11 protein-coding genes are annotated in these 16,087 nt (G+C 73.0%); 3 read left to right on the forward strand and 8 right to left on the reverse strand.

What is annotated here, in order from left to right; genetic code table 11:
* Positions 1-27 precede the first annotated feature (27 nt).
* Positions 28-462, forward strand: a complete 435-nt coding sequence (locus ACLBYG_RS04925) for a histidine kinase (RefSeq protein WP_020090945.1) — start codon at positions 28-30, stop codon at positions 460-462.
* A 561-nt stretch (positions 463-1,023) separates the two neighbouring features.
* Positions 1,024-2,967 carry a methyl-accepting chemotaxis protein gene (locus tag ACLBYG_RS04930; protein ID WP_447681031.1) on the forward strand — a complete coding sequence of 648 codons (1,944 nt, stop codon included), beginning with the start codon at positions 1,024-1,026 and terminating at the stop codon, positions 2,965-2,967.
* A gap of 9 nt (positions 2,968-2,976) precedes the next feature.
* Here the strand turns inward: ACLBYG_RS04930 and ACLBYG_RS04935 are convergent, their stop codons facing one another.
* From ACLBYG_RS04935 to ACLBYG_RS04965, 7 genes are all read right to left on the reverse strand, one after another.
* A complete protein-coding gene (locus ACLBYG_RS04935; RefSeq protein ID WP_207904155.1) occupies positions 2,977-3,825 on the reverse strand; it encodes a TetR/AcrR family transcriptional regulator in 849 nt (282 codons plus the stop codon).
* 129 nt (positions 3,826-3,954) lie between these two features.
* Entirely contained in the window at positions 3,955-4,758 is an 804-nt protein-coding gene (proC, locus tag ACLBYG_RS04940; protein WP_091676486.1) for a pyrroline-5-carboxylate reductase, read from the reverse strand.
* A 26-nt stretch (positions 4,759-4,784) separates the two neighbouring features.
* Complete coding sequence (locus ACLBYG_RS04945; protein ID WP_020090942.1) at positions 4,785-5,294, reverse strand: type III secretion system chaperone family protein; 510 nt, start codon at positions 5,292-5,294, stop codon at positions 4,785-4,787.
* 290 nt (positions 5,295-5,584) lie between these two features.
* Positions 5,585-5,869 (reverse strand): accessory factor UbiK family protein, encoded by a 285-nt coding sequence (locus ACLBYG_RS04950; protein ID WP_020090941.1) that lies wholly within the window; start codon positions 5,867-5,869, stop codon positions 5,585-5,587.
* 148 nt (positions 5,870-6,017) lie between these two features.
* A complete protein-coding gene (locus ACLBYG_RS04955) occupies positions 6,018-6,263 on the reverse strand; it encodes a hypothetical protein (RefSeq protein WP_020090940.1) in 246 nt (81 codons plus the stop codon).
* 133 nt (positions 6,264-6,396) lie between these two features.
* Positions 6,397-7,113 (reverse strand): PhoH family protein, encoded by a 717-nt coding sequence (locus tag ACLBYG_RS04960; RefSeq protein ID WP_012321860.1) that lies wholly within the window; start codon positions 7,111-7,113, stop codon positions 6,397-6,399.
* A 413-nt stretch (positions 7,114-7,526) separates the two neighbouring features.
* A complete protein-coding gene (locus tag ACLBYG_RS04965) occupies positions 7,527-9,926 on the reverse strand; it encodes an ATP-dependent helicase (RefSeq protein WP_447680776.1) in 2,400 nt (799 codons plus the stop codon).
* A gap of 335 nt (positions 9,927-10,261) precedes the next feature.
* Between ACLBYG_RS04965 and ACLBYG_RS04970 the strand changes: the two genes are divergently transcribed.
* Entirely contained in the window at positions 10,262-13,687 is a 3,426-nt protein-coding gene (locus ACLBYG_RS04970; protein ID WP_447680777.1) for an AsmA protein, read from the forward strand.
* 96 nt (positions 13,688-13,783) lie between these two features.
* Here the strand turns inward: ACLBYG_RS04970 and ACLBYG_RS04975 are convergent, their stop codons facing one another.
* A complete protein-coding gene (locus tag ACLBYG_RS04975; protein WP_447680778.1) occupies positions 13,784-15,919 on the reverse strand; it encodes a S9 family peptidase in 2,136 nt (711 codons plus the stop codon).
* Positions 15,920-16,087 lie beyond the last annotated feature (168 nt).

Below are 16,087 nucleotides of genomic sequence, written 5' to 3' on the forward strand. Positions count from 1 at the left end.
CAAAGCCAGCGCGAAGTCGAGTGCGGAATGCCCCCAGCCGACGACGAGACTGCCTCGAGCAGCCTTCCCCAGGGCAGCTGCTACCGGATCCAGGTTCTGGTCGTCGGCCGCCACAAGCGCTGGCGCGACGAGGTCTCGGCCCAGGTCCGGATGCTGGGCTACCAGGTCACCGCCTGCGACCGCGGCGTCGACGCCATGACGGTGCTGGCCCTGGGCCTGCCGGTGGACGTGCTGGTGGTCGATACCGCGCTCCAGGGCGGCCTGTGCTGCGCGCAGCTGGCCGTCGAGGCCCGGGCTCTGCGCCCGGCCCTGCGCATCATCCTCGCCAGCGACCCGGTCGACGCCATGGGGCCGGAGGCGTCGGTCCGCGTGCCCGACGCGCTGCTGGTCCCGCGCGACCAGTTCCAGAACGGGATGATCGCCACGACCATGCGCGAGGCGCTGGCGAGCCGCGCCGCCTGAAGTCCCGCGCGAGGCCTGATCGACCCGGACGGCCCGCGAGCCGAGGGTCTGCGCGACCCGTCGATCGAATCGCGGCCGACGCGCTTCAGGCCGTCGCCATGTCTCCCCGAAGGTCGGGACTGTAGCGCGGGTCTTCCTGCCCGATGTCAGCAACGCGGGCCGGACCGTGCCGCAATGCAAGTGCATCGCCCGCGTGATCCAGCGCGAGCGTGTACCGCGCGAAGTCTCGACGCCGCTCGGCAGCGGACACGCGCAGGGCGAAGCTTCCGGGCGGACCGGGAGGCGCCGTCAGAACTGATCCATCGCAACGAGAACGCACCGATTGCCGTTTGCGCGCGCAGCCCGGCAGGTTTGGTCACCTCAAGCGCCCGAGATATCGGGTCTGTCTCTAAGTATTGTCGTCTATCATCTATAATACAAGTTGAACTTGATCGCGCGACACGATGTTGTCATGATCGTATCGTCTATCGTAAGGCCTAAAGTCTGGCCTCTTCTGTGGAAGATACGTCTGTGAGAACTGGGATACGCGCTCGTCTCTACGCGGGATTTGCGATGCTCGTCATGATCACGGGCATCATCGGCGCATTCGCGATCTACCAGCAGGCTGTCATCGGCGCGGACCACGCGCTTCAGGAGCGCGTGGAGCGGGGGGCGCAATCGGTCCTGATGATCGACGGTCACGCCGCACGCCTCGTCGGGACGGCCGAACGGTACCGGCTCCAGCCGGATCCCGACCTGATCGCCGCGATGGAGCAGGCCCGGCAGGCGATCGAGCAGACCTGCGACCGGTACTTCTCGCTGGCCATGACGGACGGGGGGCGGAAGCTCTACGACGACGTGCGGGAGGCCGCCCGCGCGATGAAGCCGGAGCTGGAACGCCTCGCGGCGTCGGGCGCGAGCCTGCGCGAGGCCAGGACGAAGCTCTACGAGACCGGCAACGCGCTCACCAACCTTCTCGCGAGCCTGCTCGCGGACGTGCGCGCCCGGGCCGGCGAGGCGATGCTCGCGCGTGTCGAGCACGTCGAGAACGCCGTCCTGCGGTCCCGCATCGCGTCGGCCCGCTTCGTGATCGGCCTGGACGCCCATGACCGCGACGCCTTCGAGCAGCGGGTCGAGCAGGCTCTGGCGGCCCTGGATGCGTTCAAGGACGCGCAGGGCGCGGTCTTCGGGCAGCAGGTCAGGGCCGTCCGCGACGCGCTGATCGCCGCCGCGGCCGGCTTCCGCGCGTACGATCGGGCGGTGGCGTCGGCGAAGGCGACGTTCGAGACCGGGATCAAGCCCCACGCCGACGCGATCGACCGGCTCGGCATCGCGCTGCGCGACCGGATCGTGGCCGCCGGCGAGACGATTTCCCGGGAGACCGCCCTGGCGGCGAGGCGGGCCCGGTACATCCTGATCGGCCTGGTCGCCGCGGCCCTGCTCCTCGGGGGTATCCTGGCCTTCGTGCTGGCCCGCAGCGTCATTCGACCGGTCGCCGGCATGACGGAGGCGATGACGCGGCTGGCCGAGGGCGATCTTCACGTCGCGGTGCCGTACCGCGCGGCGACCGACGAGATGGGCGCGATGGCCAAGGCCGTCGACGTCTTCCGCCAGAACGCGGTCGCGCGGGCGGAGCTCGAGGCGGCGCAGGCCGCCGAGCGGGAGGCCCGCCTGCGCCGGGCCGAGCGGGTCGAGCAGCGCGTCCACGCCTTCCAGGCGAAGATCGCCGCCTCGCTCGACATCGTCACGGCGGCGACCAGCGAACTCGACGCGACCGCGCAGGCGATGACCCGGGTGGCCGACAACACCAACAGCCAGGCCGTGACGTCGAGTTCGGCCGCCGCCCAGACCTCGGCCAACGTCCAGACCGTCGCGGCCGCGGCCGAGGAGATGGTTTCCTCGCTCCAGGAGATCGAGCGGCAGGTCGTGCGCTCGAACGCGGTGGCCGGTCACGCCGCCCATGAGGCCGAGGCGACCAACGCCGCCATGGCGAGCCTGCACGCCGCCGCCGAGCAGATCGGGGCGGCCGTGATGATGATCTCCGGCATCGCGAACCAGACCAACCTGCTCGCCCTCAACGCCACCATCGAGGCGGCGCGGGCCGGCGAGGCGGGACGCGGCTTCGCCGTCGTGGCCTCCGAAGTGAAGGAGCTCGCCGCCCAGACGGCGCGGGCGACCGAGGAGATCGGCGGCCAGATCGCCGCGATCCAGGCGGCCTCCGGGCAGGCCGCGGAGGCGATGGCGCAGATCGCCCGCACGATCGCCTCCGTAAACGAGATCAGCGGCGCCATCGCGGCGACGGTGGTGCAGCAGACGGCGGCCACCGGCGAGATCTCGCGCAATGCCGGCGAGGCGGCGCGGGGGACGGAGGGCGTCTCGGCCAACGTGGCGCGCGTGCTGGCCGCCGCCCGGGAGGCCGGGAGCGCCGCCGCGCAGGTTCAGAGCGCGGCGGCCGAACTGGCGACGCAGTCCCTGACGGTCAAGCGCGAGGTCGACAGCTTCCTCAGCGACATCCAGGCCGCGTGAGCGACCGGTCTAGATGGCGGCAGCGGGGTCGCTCTCGTCACCGTCGCCGTCGCGGCTCCGCCGGTCGCGCGGCCGCCGGTCCAGGAACGAGCGGCCGATGGCGCGCAGGGGCGCCGTCAGGCGGCGAACGTCCTCGGCCCGCTCCATGATGCGCTCGCCGTTGCGGATCTCCTTGTCGAGCCGCGCCATCGTCCGGGCGAGCGCCGGATCGTCGTCGTCCAGCCAGACCTGGGTCACGCGGGCGAAGGCGATGACCACGCCCTGCAGCTTGAGTTGCCCGAGCGACCCCTCGGTGTCGATCCCGGCCGCCGCCAGCATGTAGCGGTGCGAGTTCAGCATCACGCCGTTCAGCGCCAGCATCGAGAGCGGCTCGCCCCGGAGCGCGTAGGCGATCCGGCGCAGCGCCGGCTTGTAGGGCTCCATGGCGTCGAGGCGGCGCATCAGCACGTCGAACAGCCGCTCGCGGGTCGGCTCCTCCTCGAGACCCGTGAGATCGCCCTCCAGAACCTTGCGGTCGATGATGCGGGTCAGCCCGCCGAGAACCGCCCCCTTCGACGGGAACAGGTCGCGCAGCTCGGCGAGCGTAAGGCCCGCCTCGCGGGCGATGTCGCTGACCTCGATGTCGTTCCAGGGCTGTTCGGCGGCGAGGCGCATCAGGGCCTCAACGGCGGCCTCCCGGGGCGACAGCTTCGGCGCCCCGCCCTGCGTCCCCGAGTCGTCGGCCCCGGTCTTGTCGCTCTCCTGCGCGACGCTCGCGTGGGCAGCGCTCTCTCGGGCAGCGCCTTCCTGCGCGTCGCCCGCCTTGGCGGGGCTCGAGGCCTTGCGGGGCCGCTTCGAGGGGGCTTTGCTGTCGGTCATGGATCGGTCGCCCGGTCTGATCGGTCGTGTGGCCTCATGTAGGCGGGCGGGCCGCGAAGGGCAGGTCCGTCGCGCGGCCATGCCGCACGGACGCCGCCCGATGTCAGCCCTTGATGCCAACGCCCGATGTCAGCCGGACAGTTCCCCCGCCCGCCGACGGGCCGCGGCCACGGCCTCGCGCATCAGCGCGCCGAGGCCGTCCTCCCGCATCAGCACGTCCAGGGCCGCCGCGGTGGTGCCGCCGGGCGACGTGACGTTGCGGCGCAACTCCGCTGCCTCGGCCGGGCTGGCATCGAGGAGCGCGCCGGCTCCCGCCACGGTCGCCCGGGCGAGGCGGCGGGCGACGTCGGGCTCCAGGCCGGCCGCGATGCCGGCCTCCGCCAGCGTCTCGGCCAGGAGGAAGACGTAGGCCGGTCCGGAGCCCGAGACCGCCGTCACGGCGTCGATCTGCGCCTCGTCGGCGAGCCACGCCACGGCGCCGTTGGCCGCGAACAGGGCCTCGGCGGCCGCCCGCTGCGCGGGGGTGACCTCCGAGCTCGCACAGGCACCGGTGGCGCCCCGGCCGATGCTCGCCGGCAGGTTGGGCATCGCCCTGACGATCGCCCGCGCCCGCGGCAGCCGGCCGCGGAGATCCGCGACGGTCTTGCCCGCCAGGATCGAGACGAGGAGCGTGTCGCGGCCGATGAGCCGATCGAGCCCGGGGGCCGCCGTGTCCAGGCCCTGCGGCTTGATCCCGAGGACCAGAACGTCGCCGGGCTCGGGATCGGACGGGTTCAGGGCGATGCCCCGCTCGGCGCAGAGATCCACGATCGGGCGCACGGGTACCGGGTCGATGATGGTGGTGCGGCGGGGATCGAGGCCCGCCTCCAGCCAGCCCGCCAGCATCGCGCCGCCCATCTTGCCGGCCCCGGCCAGGACCAGCGAGGCGGGCATCCGCGCCGTGGAGGCGCCGGGGGCGGTCACGCCTCGCCTTCGGTCTCGAACAGGACGGCGTCGAGGGCCTCGCGGGCGCTCTTGCCGGCCCAGAGGACGAACTGGAACGCCTGGAAGTAGCGCTCGCAGGCGTCGACCGCCGTCTTCATCATCGTGGCGCATTGCGGGTGGGTCGGGACGGCGCCGCCGGTCAGCAGGAGCGCGTGCCGGAACATCACCACGCTGTCGGTCGTCCAGAGGTCGAAATGGCCGACCCAGAGCTGCTCGTTGATCAGCGCGATCAGGCGCATCACCTCGGTGCGCTGCCGCTCCGGCACCTTGAGGTCGAAGGCGCAGGCGACGTGGAGCGCCTCGACGTCCTCGATCCACGTGAAGGCGACGTTGTAGTCGGTCCAGCGACCGGGGCTCGTGACCGACATCTCGTCGGTCTCGGCCCGGTCGAAGATCCAGTCGCGCAGGGAGGCCAGCCGCTCGACGACGTCGAGCGGATGCTCGTTCCGGTCCGGGTCGTGGAAGTCGACGTTGAGAAGCGGCATGACGATCCAAAAGGACGACCCGGACGAGATCCGGCCCGACGTGGCGGTGACGCGAAACCGGAGCGCGAGAACACTCCGAGAACTGGAACGACCGGCAGATCTAGGCCGGCGGTGACGCGATCGACTGTCGAAGCTCTGCGGACATCGCCCCGCAGCCCCCGAATCACCCTATGCCCGACTATAGACCGGCCGTGACTCGCGACACAAAGTGCAGGTCACATTCAGTGAACAGGAAACCGGATCGTCGACGCCGCTTCCTGTGTAAAAGCCCGCGGCGTTGCCGCGGAGACTCAGACCACCTCGCTCAGGCCCGCGGCGCCCGCTCCGGCGCTCCCGGATCGCGCCTCCAGGGCCGCCACGCGGGCCGTCAGGGCCTCGTTCTGCGCCTGGAGCTGGGTCACGAGGTCGCGGAGCACGTCGAGCTCTTCGCGGGAGGCGATGTCGAGGTCGCGGACGACGCGCTCGAGCTGCGCCCGGACCACGGTCTCGGCCTCGCGGCGGACGCCCTGGGCGGCGCCGGCGGCGTCCGTCATGAGGCGGGCGAGGTCGTCGAACAGTCGATTGGAGGGGGGCATCGGGGTCTCCCGGATCGGCCGGCTGCCGCGGCGGCCGCCTGACGGCGCGATTCGAGACGACGAGATAGGAATCTTCGGAACGGGGAGCAACGCCCGGTTCCGGCCGGGCGAGCGGAGCGGGGCCGGAAGACCCCACTCCGCCGTTCAATCACATGCGGTGCATGCGGCGGTGCATGCGGTGATGCATCATGCGCCGCTCCATGCGGCGGTGCATCATGCGCCGCTCCATGCGGCGATGCATCATGCGCCGCTCCATGGGAGTCATCCGCACGTGCGTCACCGCGTCGGGTGCCGACACGGCGCCGGGCATCGCGGGGGCGGCCGAGGCCGGCTGGACGAGGGCGGCGCCGCCGAGCGAGGCCAGCACGGCGAAGGCGAAGGTCAGTTTCCTCACGAGGAGACTCCAGTTCTCTGAAGGCCGGGCTCGGCGCCCGGTTCATCCTCCCGAATGGGAGGTGCGGAGAGTCGTCTCGTGCCGGGGGACGGCACGGCGGGTCTGCGAGGACCCGCCGCCATCAACTTCCGATTTAGAGATTCGTTTCCTCGAACGCCTTCACCCACTCGGCGCAGATGCCGGAGCGGACGATGTCGTTGCGGGTGAACTCCACCACCGGGATCGGCATCATCCGGCTCTTGACCATGTGCATGACGGTGCGCAGGCCCGAGGTCTCGCGGAGGTCCGTCTGCGAGACGTCGCCGTTGATGATGACCTGGCAATCGTCGCCGATCCGGGTCAGGAACATCTTGATCTCGTTGATCGTCGTGTTCTGCGCCTCGTCGAGGATCACGAGGCAGTTCTTGAAGGTCCGGCCGCGCATCACCTCGAAGGGGACGATCTCGATGTCGCCGGTCTTCAGGGCGATCTCGAAGGCGGCGGCGCCCATGCGCTCCTTCATGGCCTCGGTGAGTGGGGCGACCCAGGGGGCGATCTTCTCTTCCAGGGTGCCGGGGAAGTAGCCCAGCGACCGGCCCGAGGGCACGTTCGGGCGGGTGATGACCACCTTGGCGATGCGGCGCTGGCGGAGCTGGTCCGCCGCGCGGGTGCCGGCGATGAAGGTCTTGCCGGTGCCGGCGGGCCCCAGGACGATGACCTGCGGCGAGCGGGCGAGGGCGTCGAGATACTCGGCTTGGCGTTCGGTGAGCGGCTGGATGGGAGCGAGATTGCGTTCTTCGTCGAAGCGTGTGCGATGAATGCGGGACGTGCGGTCTTCAACCAGTTCAAGTCGTGCGCGGCGTCTCTTCATGGATGTACACTCCAACGGGACTTGCCAACCTGGATCTGTTTCTGAACTGCCGTTTACCTGCTTGCTCCCGGTTCTACTCGCTTGCGGAACTTAATACCGGCCCAAGGCCGAAGGTTCCGCCCCGCGCTCGTCCGCCTGTGGAGAGCGTCACGACGTTCCGTGCGCGGCCGAATACGCGATGCAACTGGCGCACCAGTGCGATTCGCGCCCGACGATTGCGCGCCGGGTGTGACTAAGGGGTGACGGTCGGTGAAGGGGCTTCGAAAAAGCCGCGCGGCTGGCGCGGATGCATCAGGTTCGGGACGGTGGTGTCGCGGTAACGCGGCATCCGGCACGGTCGCGATCCTCCCCGCCCACGCGGGCGAAGCCGGCCGACCCTGCCGCCCTGACACGTCCGGGCTTGGTCGGCGGGACTAGCTCGATCCGGCCTGGACGAAGCTGTCGAGGACCATCTTCCGGCCGGCCTTGTCGAAGTCAACGGTCAGCTTGTTGCCGTCGACCGCCGCGACCGTTCCGGGGCCGAACTTGGTGTGGAAGACCCGCTGGCCGCCCTGGAAGGCCGAGGGCGCGCCCGTCGACTTGGCGATCAGCTCGCCCTCGATCTGGCGGGGACCGCCGGACTGGCCCCCGGACCGGCCGCCCGGGCCCGCCGAGCGGAAGCCGCTTCCGGACCCTGATCCGAACCCGGACCGGCCGCCCGGCGCGGTGTTGGCCTGCGCGCGCTGCCAGCCCGGCGTGCCGTAGCTCGATCCGAACGGCGTCGGGTTGCGGTCGAACCGCGAGGCGCCGGCGGAGAAGTGCGCCGGGGCCTCGACCACGTCGACCGCCGTCTCGGGCAGCTCGTCGATGAACCGGGACGGGATGGTCGAGGACCAGAGGCCGTGGATGCGCCGGTTGACCGCGAAGGACAGCTTCGCGCGCTTGCGCGCCCGGGTCAGCCCGACATGGGCGAGGCGCCGCTCTTCCTCCAGGCCCGCCCGGCCGCTCTCGTCGAGCGCCCGCTGGTTCGGGAACAGGCCGTCCTCCCAGCCGGGGAGGAACACGGTGTCGAACTCGAGCCCCTTGGCGGCGTGGAGCGTCATCAGCGAGACCCGCTCGGCGCCCTCCGCCTCCGAGGCCTCCATCACCAGGGAGACGTGCTCCAGGAAGGCCGCGAGGTCGGGGAACTCCTCCATGGAGCGGACGAATTCCTTCAGGTTCTCCAGCCGGCCGGCGGCGTCGGCGGAGCGGTCCTTCTGCCACATCTCGGTGTAGCCGGACTCCTCCAGGATGGTCTGCGCGACCTCGCTGTGCGGCTGCGTCTCCGCGAGCCGCGCCCATCGCGAGAAACTCTCGGTCAGCGCCCGCAGGGTCGAGCGGACCCGGGGCTTCAGCTCGTCGGTCTCGCACAGGCGCGCGGCGGCGATGCGCAGAGGCAGCCGGTTGGCGCGGCCGTAGGTGTGGAGCTGCTGCAGGGTGGCGTCGCCCAGGCCGCGCTTGGGCGTGTTCACGATCCGCTCGAAGGCGAGGTCGTCGCTGACGTTCACGGTGGCGCGCAGGTAGGCCAGCGCGTCGCGGATCTCGGCGCGCTCGTAGAAGCGCGGGCCGCCGATGACCCGGTAGGGCAGCCCGAGCTGGACGAACCGGTCCTCGATCTCGCGCATCTGCGCCGAGATCCGCACCAGCACGGCGATCTCCGACAGGGGATGCTGCTTCGACTGGAGGGACTCGATCGATTCGGCGAGCATCCGCGCCTCCTCTTCCGAATCCCACGCGCCCGTCACGGTGACGCGCTCGCCCGGCTCGTCGTCGGTGCGCAGGGTCTTGCCGAGGCGGCTCTCGTTCCTTGCGATCAGCCCGGAGGCGGCGGCCAGGATGTGGCCCGTGGAGCGGTAGTTGCGCTCCAGCCGCACCACCACCGCGCCCGGGAAGTCGTGCTCGAAGCGCAGGATGTTGTCGACCTCGGCGCCCCGCCAGCCGTAGATCGACTGGTCGTCGTCGCCGACGCAGGCGATGTTCTTCCGGGACTGCGCCAGCAGGCGCAGCCACAGGTACTGGGCGACGTTGGTGTCCTGGTACTCGTCGACCAGGATGTAGCGGAACCGGTCCTGGTAATTGGCCAGGACGTCGGGGTTCTCCCGCCAGAGCTTGAGGCAGAGCAGCAGGAGATCGCCGAAATCGACGGCGTTCAGGGTCGCGAGCCGGGCCTGGTAGGCGGTGTAGAGGGCGCCGCCCTTGCCGAACGCGAAGGCCGAGGCCTCGCCCGGGGGCACCTGCTCGGGGCCGAGGCCGCGGTTCTTCCAGCCGTCGATGGCGTGGGACAGGGCGCGGGCCGGCCAGCGCTTCTCGTCGACGTTCTGGTCGGCGATGACCTGCTTCATCAGCCGGAGCTGGTCGTCGGTGCCGAGGATGGTGAAGTCGGATTTCAGCCCGACCAGCTCGGCGTGGCGGCGCAGGATCTTGGTGCCGATGGCGTGGAAGGTGCCGAGCCACGGCATGCCCTCGCCGGCCGGCCCGATCAGCGCGCCGATCCGGTGCTTCATCTCCCGGGCGGCCTTGTTGGTGAAGGTCACCGCCAGGATGTCGAAGGGGCGGGCCCGGTTGGTGGCGATCAGGTGGGCGATGCGGGTGGTCAGCACCCGGGTCTTGCCGGTGCCGGCCCCGGCCAGCACCAGGACCGGGCCCTCCGTGGTCTCGACGGCGCGGCGCTGCTCGGGGTTGAGGCCCTCGAGGTAGGCGGCCGCGTCGCGCCGGAGGGCACCCATGGCGCGGGCAGCGATGGACGTGGCGGGCGCGCCGTCCCCGGCGGGTTGCGGATGCGGGCGGTTCTGCATCCCGCTTCCCTGGACCAAATCGCGAACGGCGTCGAGGCCGTTCGCGCCGCGGCGGGGGCGCGGAGCCATGAAGCGCGGCTGTCCGCGCCGGGGTGATCCGCGTCCTCCGGGCGCGTCGCGCTCCGCGGCCGGCCGCGCGATCCGGAGGCCGCGGGCCCGGGATGCCCGAGGAACCTCGCGCGTGCCCCGACCGCCGCTCGGGACCGTGGCATCGCCGCTGGCGCCCCCGGCGGCTTATCGTGCTATGGCCGTGGCGACTGACTCGCGGGGGCACGCGGGGCACGGCGGCCCGGTGAGGTCGCGGCCTCGCGCAGAGATGGTGCGGAACGGGACCATTGCGTGATCTTCTGACCGCGCTGGCGTGCGCCGTCATCCTGGTTCTCGTGGCGGCGCTCGCGGTCCCGCCCTTCGTCGACTGGCAGGCCCATCGCGGGCTCGTCGAGCGGGCGCTCGCCCGGTCCCTGGGCGTTCCGGTCCGGACCGACGGCCGGATCGAGGTCCGCCTGCTGCCGTCGCCGCGGCTGCGCGTGGACCGCCTCCACCTCGGCGCCGATCCGGACCGCCCGAGCCTGGATGCCCGGTTCGTCAAGGCCGAGATCGCCCTCGCGCCGCTCCTCAAGGGCGAGTTCCGCTTCACCGAGACCCGGATCGGCCGGGCCGAGATCAAGCTCCCGGTCGCCGGCCCGGACACGCTGAAGCTGCCGCCCGATTTCGGCGGGGCCCTGCGCGACCGCGACCTCGCCATCGAGAACCTGCACATCCAGCAGTTCCTCGTCACCACGCAGGTCCCCGCCACCGGGCGGACCGACCAGCTCTACGTCCAGGACCTGCGCCTGCAGGCGCCGGCCCTGGTCGGGCCCTGGCGGATCGAGGGGACGAGCGGCGGCGTCCCGTTCCGGGCGGTCAGCGGCACGCCGGGACCGGACGGGCGCCTCGCCGCCAAGATCTCCGGCGGCGGCGACGCGACGCCGCGCTTCGAGGCGGACGCGCGGTTCGGCCTCGTCCCCGCCGAATCCGGCGGCGCCCAGGTCGAGGCCGAGGGCTCCGCCCGCCTCGTCGTCGGGCCGCCGACCCAGGCGGCCGGCGCCTACCTGCCGTTCTCGCTGGCCGGCACCTTCAAGGCCCGGGGCACGCAGGTGCGCTTCGAGGCCGTCGACCTCGCCGTCGACCCCGGCGGCCGGGCCCTGCGGCTCGGCGGCACCGGCCGGCTCGACCTGCGCCAGTGGCGCGCCGGCCTGACCCTGGACGCCCGCCGCCTCGACTTCGACGCCTTCCTGGCCTCGGCGGAGGGGCAGAACCTGATCGCCCGGGGCCTGCCGCGCTCGGCCGGCAGCCTGCCGGCCATGCTCGACCTCGACCTCACGGTGGGCAGCGCCGTGCTGGGCGGCGAGGAGTGGTCGAACCTCGCCATCACCGGCACCCTGGAGCGGGCCGGCGGCCTGCTGCTGCGCCGCTTCGCGGTGACCGGGCCGGCCGAGTCCACCGTCACGGCGAGCGGGCAGGTCGAGACGGCGCCGCTGCGCTTCTCCGGCCCGGTGGCGCTCGCCGCCCCCGACTCGGAGGCGCTCGGCCGCTACCTGCGCCGCCTGGGCGCCGAGGGGCCGCTCGTCGCGCTCCTCGACGGGCGGAAGATCGAGGCCGCCGCCGACCTTTCGGCCGCCGGGACCGGCCTGTCCCTGCGCAACATGCGCCTCGGCCTCGGGCCGGCGCGGATCACCGGGAACGCCCGCTACACCGCCGCCGAGGGCACCGAGCGCGGGCGGTTCGAGGCCCAGATCCGCGCCACCGGCCTCGACATCGCCGGCCTGCCGCCCCTCGGGACGACCCTCGGCACCCTGCGCGACACCGACCTCGCCCTGACGCTCGAAGCGAAGGACGTCCGGTTCGGCACCGCGGGCTCCGGCACCGGCACGATCGCTGCGCGGATCCAGTCGGACGGCGCCGGCCTGACGGTCGACAGCCTCGACGTCGCCGACCTCGCCGGCGCCAGCGCCCGGCTGTCTGGGCAGATCGGCGCGGACGGGACCGGCCGCGTCTCCGGGCGCCTCAAGGCGCCGGCGGCGGCGCCGCTGCTCGGCCTGCTCGAGCGGGTCTGGGTGGGTGAGATCCGCCTGCTGCCCGCCTTCCTGCGGGACGCGCCCCTCGACCTCGCCGTCACCCTCGACCGGGAGGGCGGCGCGGCCGCGGCCCTGCGGACCCAGACCCGGGGCAGCGCCGGCGGTGGCACCCTCGACCTGACGCTCGCGAGCCGCGGCACGCGGATCGAGGGCGGCACCGCCACCCTCACGGCGCCGCGGGCGGGGGCGTGGTTCGGCCGCGCCGACCTCGCCGGCCTGCAGCAACCTGCCGAGCTGCGCCTGACAGCCGAGCGGCCGGAGGGCCAGACCCTCGCCCTGACGGCGAACGGCACGGTCGCGGGCCTGCGCCTCGCCACGGGCCGCCCGATTCTGGTCGGTCCCGACTTCGTCCCCACCGGCGGCACGCTCCGCGCCGAGACGGCCGATCTGGCGCCCTTCCTGACGCTGGCCGGCGCCGCGACCCTGGCACCGGGGGCGTGGCCGGCTGACCTCACCGTCACGCTGTCGCGGCAGCAGGGCGAGGCCGCCGCCGCGCTCGCCGGCACGGTCGCGGGCGCGGGGGTGAACGGGACGCTGCTGCGGTCGGCGGGCGGTGCCCTGCACGGCCGCCTCGCCCTCGACCGGCTGTCGATCCCGCAGCTCGCGGCCGCCCTGGTGATTCCGCCGGGGGCGAACGGCGCGTTCGGCTCGCCGGCCGCTCATCCGGCCCTGTCCCTCGACGCCCGCGTCGCCAGCCTGGATCTTGGCCGCGGCCTCGTCGCCACCGACGCGACCGCTGCCCTCGGCCTCGCCGACGCGGGCCTGACCCTGCGCGACCTGACCGGCAAGCTCGCCGGCGGCCGCCTCGCGGGCTCGGTGACGATCGCCCGGCTCGGGGCCGGCGCCTCGGTCTCGGGCTCGGGCAGCCTCGACGGCGCGGCGCTCCCCACCCTGGCCGGCGGCCCGTTCGGCGGCCGCCTGAACGCCGACCTGCGCTTCGCCGCCACGGCCGAGACCCTGCCGGGCCTCGCCGACAGCCTCTCGGGCAGCGGCGCGCTCACCCTGACGGACCTGAGCCTGCCCGCGGCCGATCCCGCGGCGCTCGGCCGCGCTCTCGCCCGCGCGGCCGAGATGGACGACCCGCTCCGCGAGGGCCGGCTCCAGGCGCTCGTCACCGAGGAGTTCGCCCGGGGCGGCGCGCAGGCGCGCGGATCCGCCCGGGCCGCCGCCACGATCATGGAGGGCGTGCTGCGGGCCGGGCCGTTCGACCTCGATCTCGGGCCGGCCCGCTGGGTCGGCACCGTCGGCTACGACCTGCGCGCCGGGCGCCTCGACGCCCGCGGCACGCTCGTGGGCGGCCCGGTGCCCCGCGGCTGGAATGCCGGGCCGCCCGCGGTCCAGTTCGGCGTGACCGGGCCGCTCGGCGCGCCCGAGCGGGTGCTCGACGTCGGCACCCTGTCGAACGGCCTCGCGGCCTTCGTGCTGCAGCGCGAGCTGGAGACGATCGAGCTGACCGAGGCCGACCAGGTGGAGCGGCAGCGCCGCCGCGCCCGGATCGAGATGGATCGGGCCCGCGCGGCGGCCCTCAAGGCCGCGGCGGACAGGACTGCCGCCGACAAGGCCGCCGAGGAGGCGGCGAGGCGGCCGCGCAACCCGGAGGAGGGTGCTGCCCAGCCACCGGCGCCGGCCGAGGCCCGGCCGTGAGGCCGGCCGCGTCCTGAGGGCGGGGGTGGGGCTGGCCAGCGTGACGGCCTCAGGCGCAGCACCCCGTAGAGCGCCGCGCCCGCACGGGAGGCGGCTCTACGCCTTCCCCACCGCCATGAGCGCGAAGGCGTAGATCAGCGCCACCTCCTCCAGCCGGTCGAACCGGCCGGCGGCGCCGCCGTGGCCGGCCTCCATGTTGATCCGCAGGAGCACCGGCCCGCCGCCCGTCATGGTGGCGCGCAGCCGCGCGACCCACTTGGCCGGCTCCCAGTAGGTCACCCGCGGGTCGGTCAGCCCGCCGAGCGCCAGGATCGCCGGGTAGTCCCTGGCGGCGACGTTGTCGTAGGGCGAGTAGGACAGGATCGTCCGGAAGGCGGCCTCGCTCTCGCCCGGGTTGCCCCATTCGGGCCATTCCGGCGGCGTCAGCGGCAGCTCCGCGTCGAGCATGGTGTTGAGCACGTCGACGAAGGGCACGTCGGCGACGATGCCGGCGAACAGCTCGGGCGCGAGGTTGGCCACAGCCCCCATCAGCATCCCGCCCGCCGACCCGCCATGGGCGACGATGCGTTTCTCGGACGTGTAGCGCGCGTCAATCAGAGCGCGGGCGCAGGCGATGAAGTCCGTGAAGGTGTTGGGCTTCTTCTCGCGCTTGCCGTCGAGGTACCAGCGCCAGCCCTTCTCGGTGCCGCCGCGGATATGGGCGATCGCGTAGACGAAGCCGCGGTCGACGAGGCTCAGCAGGTTCGTGCGGAACGCCGCCGGCATCAGCGTGCCGTAGGAGCCGTAGCCGTAGAGCAGCAGCGGCGCGCCGCCGTCGAGGGCGAGGTCTTGGCGGTGCAGCAGCGAGATCGGCACCTGCTCGCCGTCCGGCGCGGTGGCGAAGAGCCGCCGGGTCACGTAGGCGGCCGGGTCGTGGCCGCTCGGCACCGCCTGCCGCTTGCGCAGGAGCCGGGTTCGGGTTGCGCAGTCGTAGTCCCAGGTCTCCGACGGGGTCGTCATCGACGAGTAGACGAAGCGGATCGTGGCCGTGTCGAAGGCGAGCCCGGCCCGCAGGCCGAGGGAGTAGGCCTCCTCGGCGAAGGCGACGACGTGCTCGGTGCCGTCGGCGAGGTCGCGCACCACGATCCGCGGCTTGGCGTTCTCGATCTCCAGCCGGACCAGGTGGCCGGCCAGCAGGTGCAGGTGGCGGATCATCACCCCGGGCCGGTGCGGCACGAGGTCGGTCCAGTTGGCGCGGCCGGGATCGTCGAGCGGCGCGGTGACGATCTTGAAGTCCTCGGCGCCGTCCGCGTTGGTGCGGATGAACAGGCGGTCGCCGCGGTGCTCGACGCCGTAGATCAGCAGCGGCGTGCGCGGCTCGACGAGGCGCAGGGGGGCGTCTTCCGCGTGCCGGTCGAGCAGCCGGACCTCGGAGGTCTCGTGGTCGCTCACCGTCACGTCGAGGAAGGCGCCGGACTGCGTCTTGCCGATGTGGACGAAGTAGCCGGCATCGGCCTCCGTGTAGACGGTCTCGTCCTCGCTCTGCCCCGTGCCGACGCGGTGGCGCATCACCTTGGCGGGGCGGTGGTTGGCGTCCACCGCCACGTACCAGAAGCTCGCGCCGTCCGCGGCCCAGACCGCCTCGCCGGAGGTCGCCTCGACCCGGTCGTCGAGATCGAGGCCGGTGGCGACGTCGCGCACCCGGATCGTGTAGAGTTCCGAGCCCTTGGTGTCGGCGCTCCAGGCGAGCCGGGCGTGGTCGTCGGAATGCACCGCGGCGGCAATCTCGAAGAACGGCAGGCCCTCACCCTCGCGGTCGCCGTCGATGAGGATCGTCTCGTCCGGGTCCAAGCCCGACTCGGGCACGTCGGGTGATGTGGCCGGCCGCCGGCAGATCAGCGGGTGCTGCCCGCCCTCGCGGTGGCGGGTGTAGTAGGCGAAGGGCCCGTCCGGCTCGGGGACGCCGCTCTCGTCCTCTTGGATCCGCCCGCGCATCTCGGCGACGAGCTGCCGCCGGAGTTCCGCGCTCCCGGCGAGCGCCGCCTCGGCGAAGGCGTTCTCGGCGTTCAGGTAGGCGGCGATGTCCTCCGGCAGCGCGGCCGGGTCCTTCAGGACCGTCTGCCAGTTCTCGGCCTTCAGCCACGCGTAGTCGTCGGTGATCTCCTGCCCGTGGACGCTGAAGCGTCGCGGCCGGGCCTCGGCCACCGGTGCGCCGGTCCTGTGAGCGAGCAAGCCGTGGCCGATCTCCGTCATCGTCTCTCCCGTCGGGTCCCGTCGCGCGCGGGTGTCGCGTCCGGGTGAGGGGATGTGTCCCGCCGGGCGCGCGGATGCAAGGCGTCCGGGGGCGCGGCCGGGGCGGGCGGCGCGTATCGCCGGCCGGGACGGCGCGGCCACGGGACCGGGGCCGATCCGTTGCTTTCC

It is taken from the genome of Methylobacterium sp. D53M (assembly GCF_053345625.1).

Bases quoted from the DNA above. Each gene is read 5' to 3' on its own strand.
- ACLBYG_RS04965 (WP_447680776.1), bottom strand. From the start codon at position 9,926: ATGCAGAACCGCCCGCATCCGCAACCCGCCGGGGACGGCGCGCCCGCC.
- ACLBYG_RS04975 (WP_447680778.1), bottom strand. From the start codon at position 15,919: ATGACGGAGATCGGCCACGGCTTGCTCGCTCACAGGACCGGCGCACCG.
- ACLBYG_RS04930 (WP_447681031.1), top strand. From the start codon at position 1,024: ATGATCACGGGCATCATCGGCGCATTCGCGATCTACCAGCAGGCTGTC.
- ACLBYG_RS04960 (WP_012321860.1), bottom strand. From the start codon at position 7,113: ATGAAGAGACGCCGCGCACGACTTGAACTGGTTGAAGACCGCACGTCC.
- proC (WP_091676486.1), bottom strand. From the start codon at position 4,758: ATGCCCGCCTCGCTGGTCCTGGCCGGGGCCGGCAAGATGGGCGGCGCG.
- ACLBYG_RS04945 (WP_020090942.1), bottom strand. From the start codon at position 5,294: ATGCCGCTTCTCAACGTCGACTTCCACGACCCGGACCGGAACGAGCAT.
- ACLBYG_RS04925 (WP_020090945.1), top strand. From the start codon at position 28: ATGCCCCCAGCCGACGACGAGACTGCCTCGAGCAGCCTTCCCCAGGGC.
- ACLBYG_RS04935 (WP_207904155.1), bottom strand. From the start codon at position 3,825: ATGACCGACAGCAAAGCCCCCTCGAAGCGGCCCCGCAAGGCCTCGAGC.
- ACLBYG_RS04950 (WP_020090941.1), bottom strand. From the start codon at position 5,869: ATGCCCCCCTCCAATCGACTGTTCGACGACCTCGCCCGCCTCATGACG.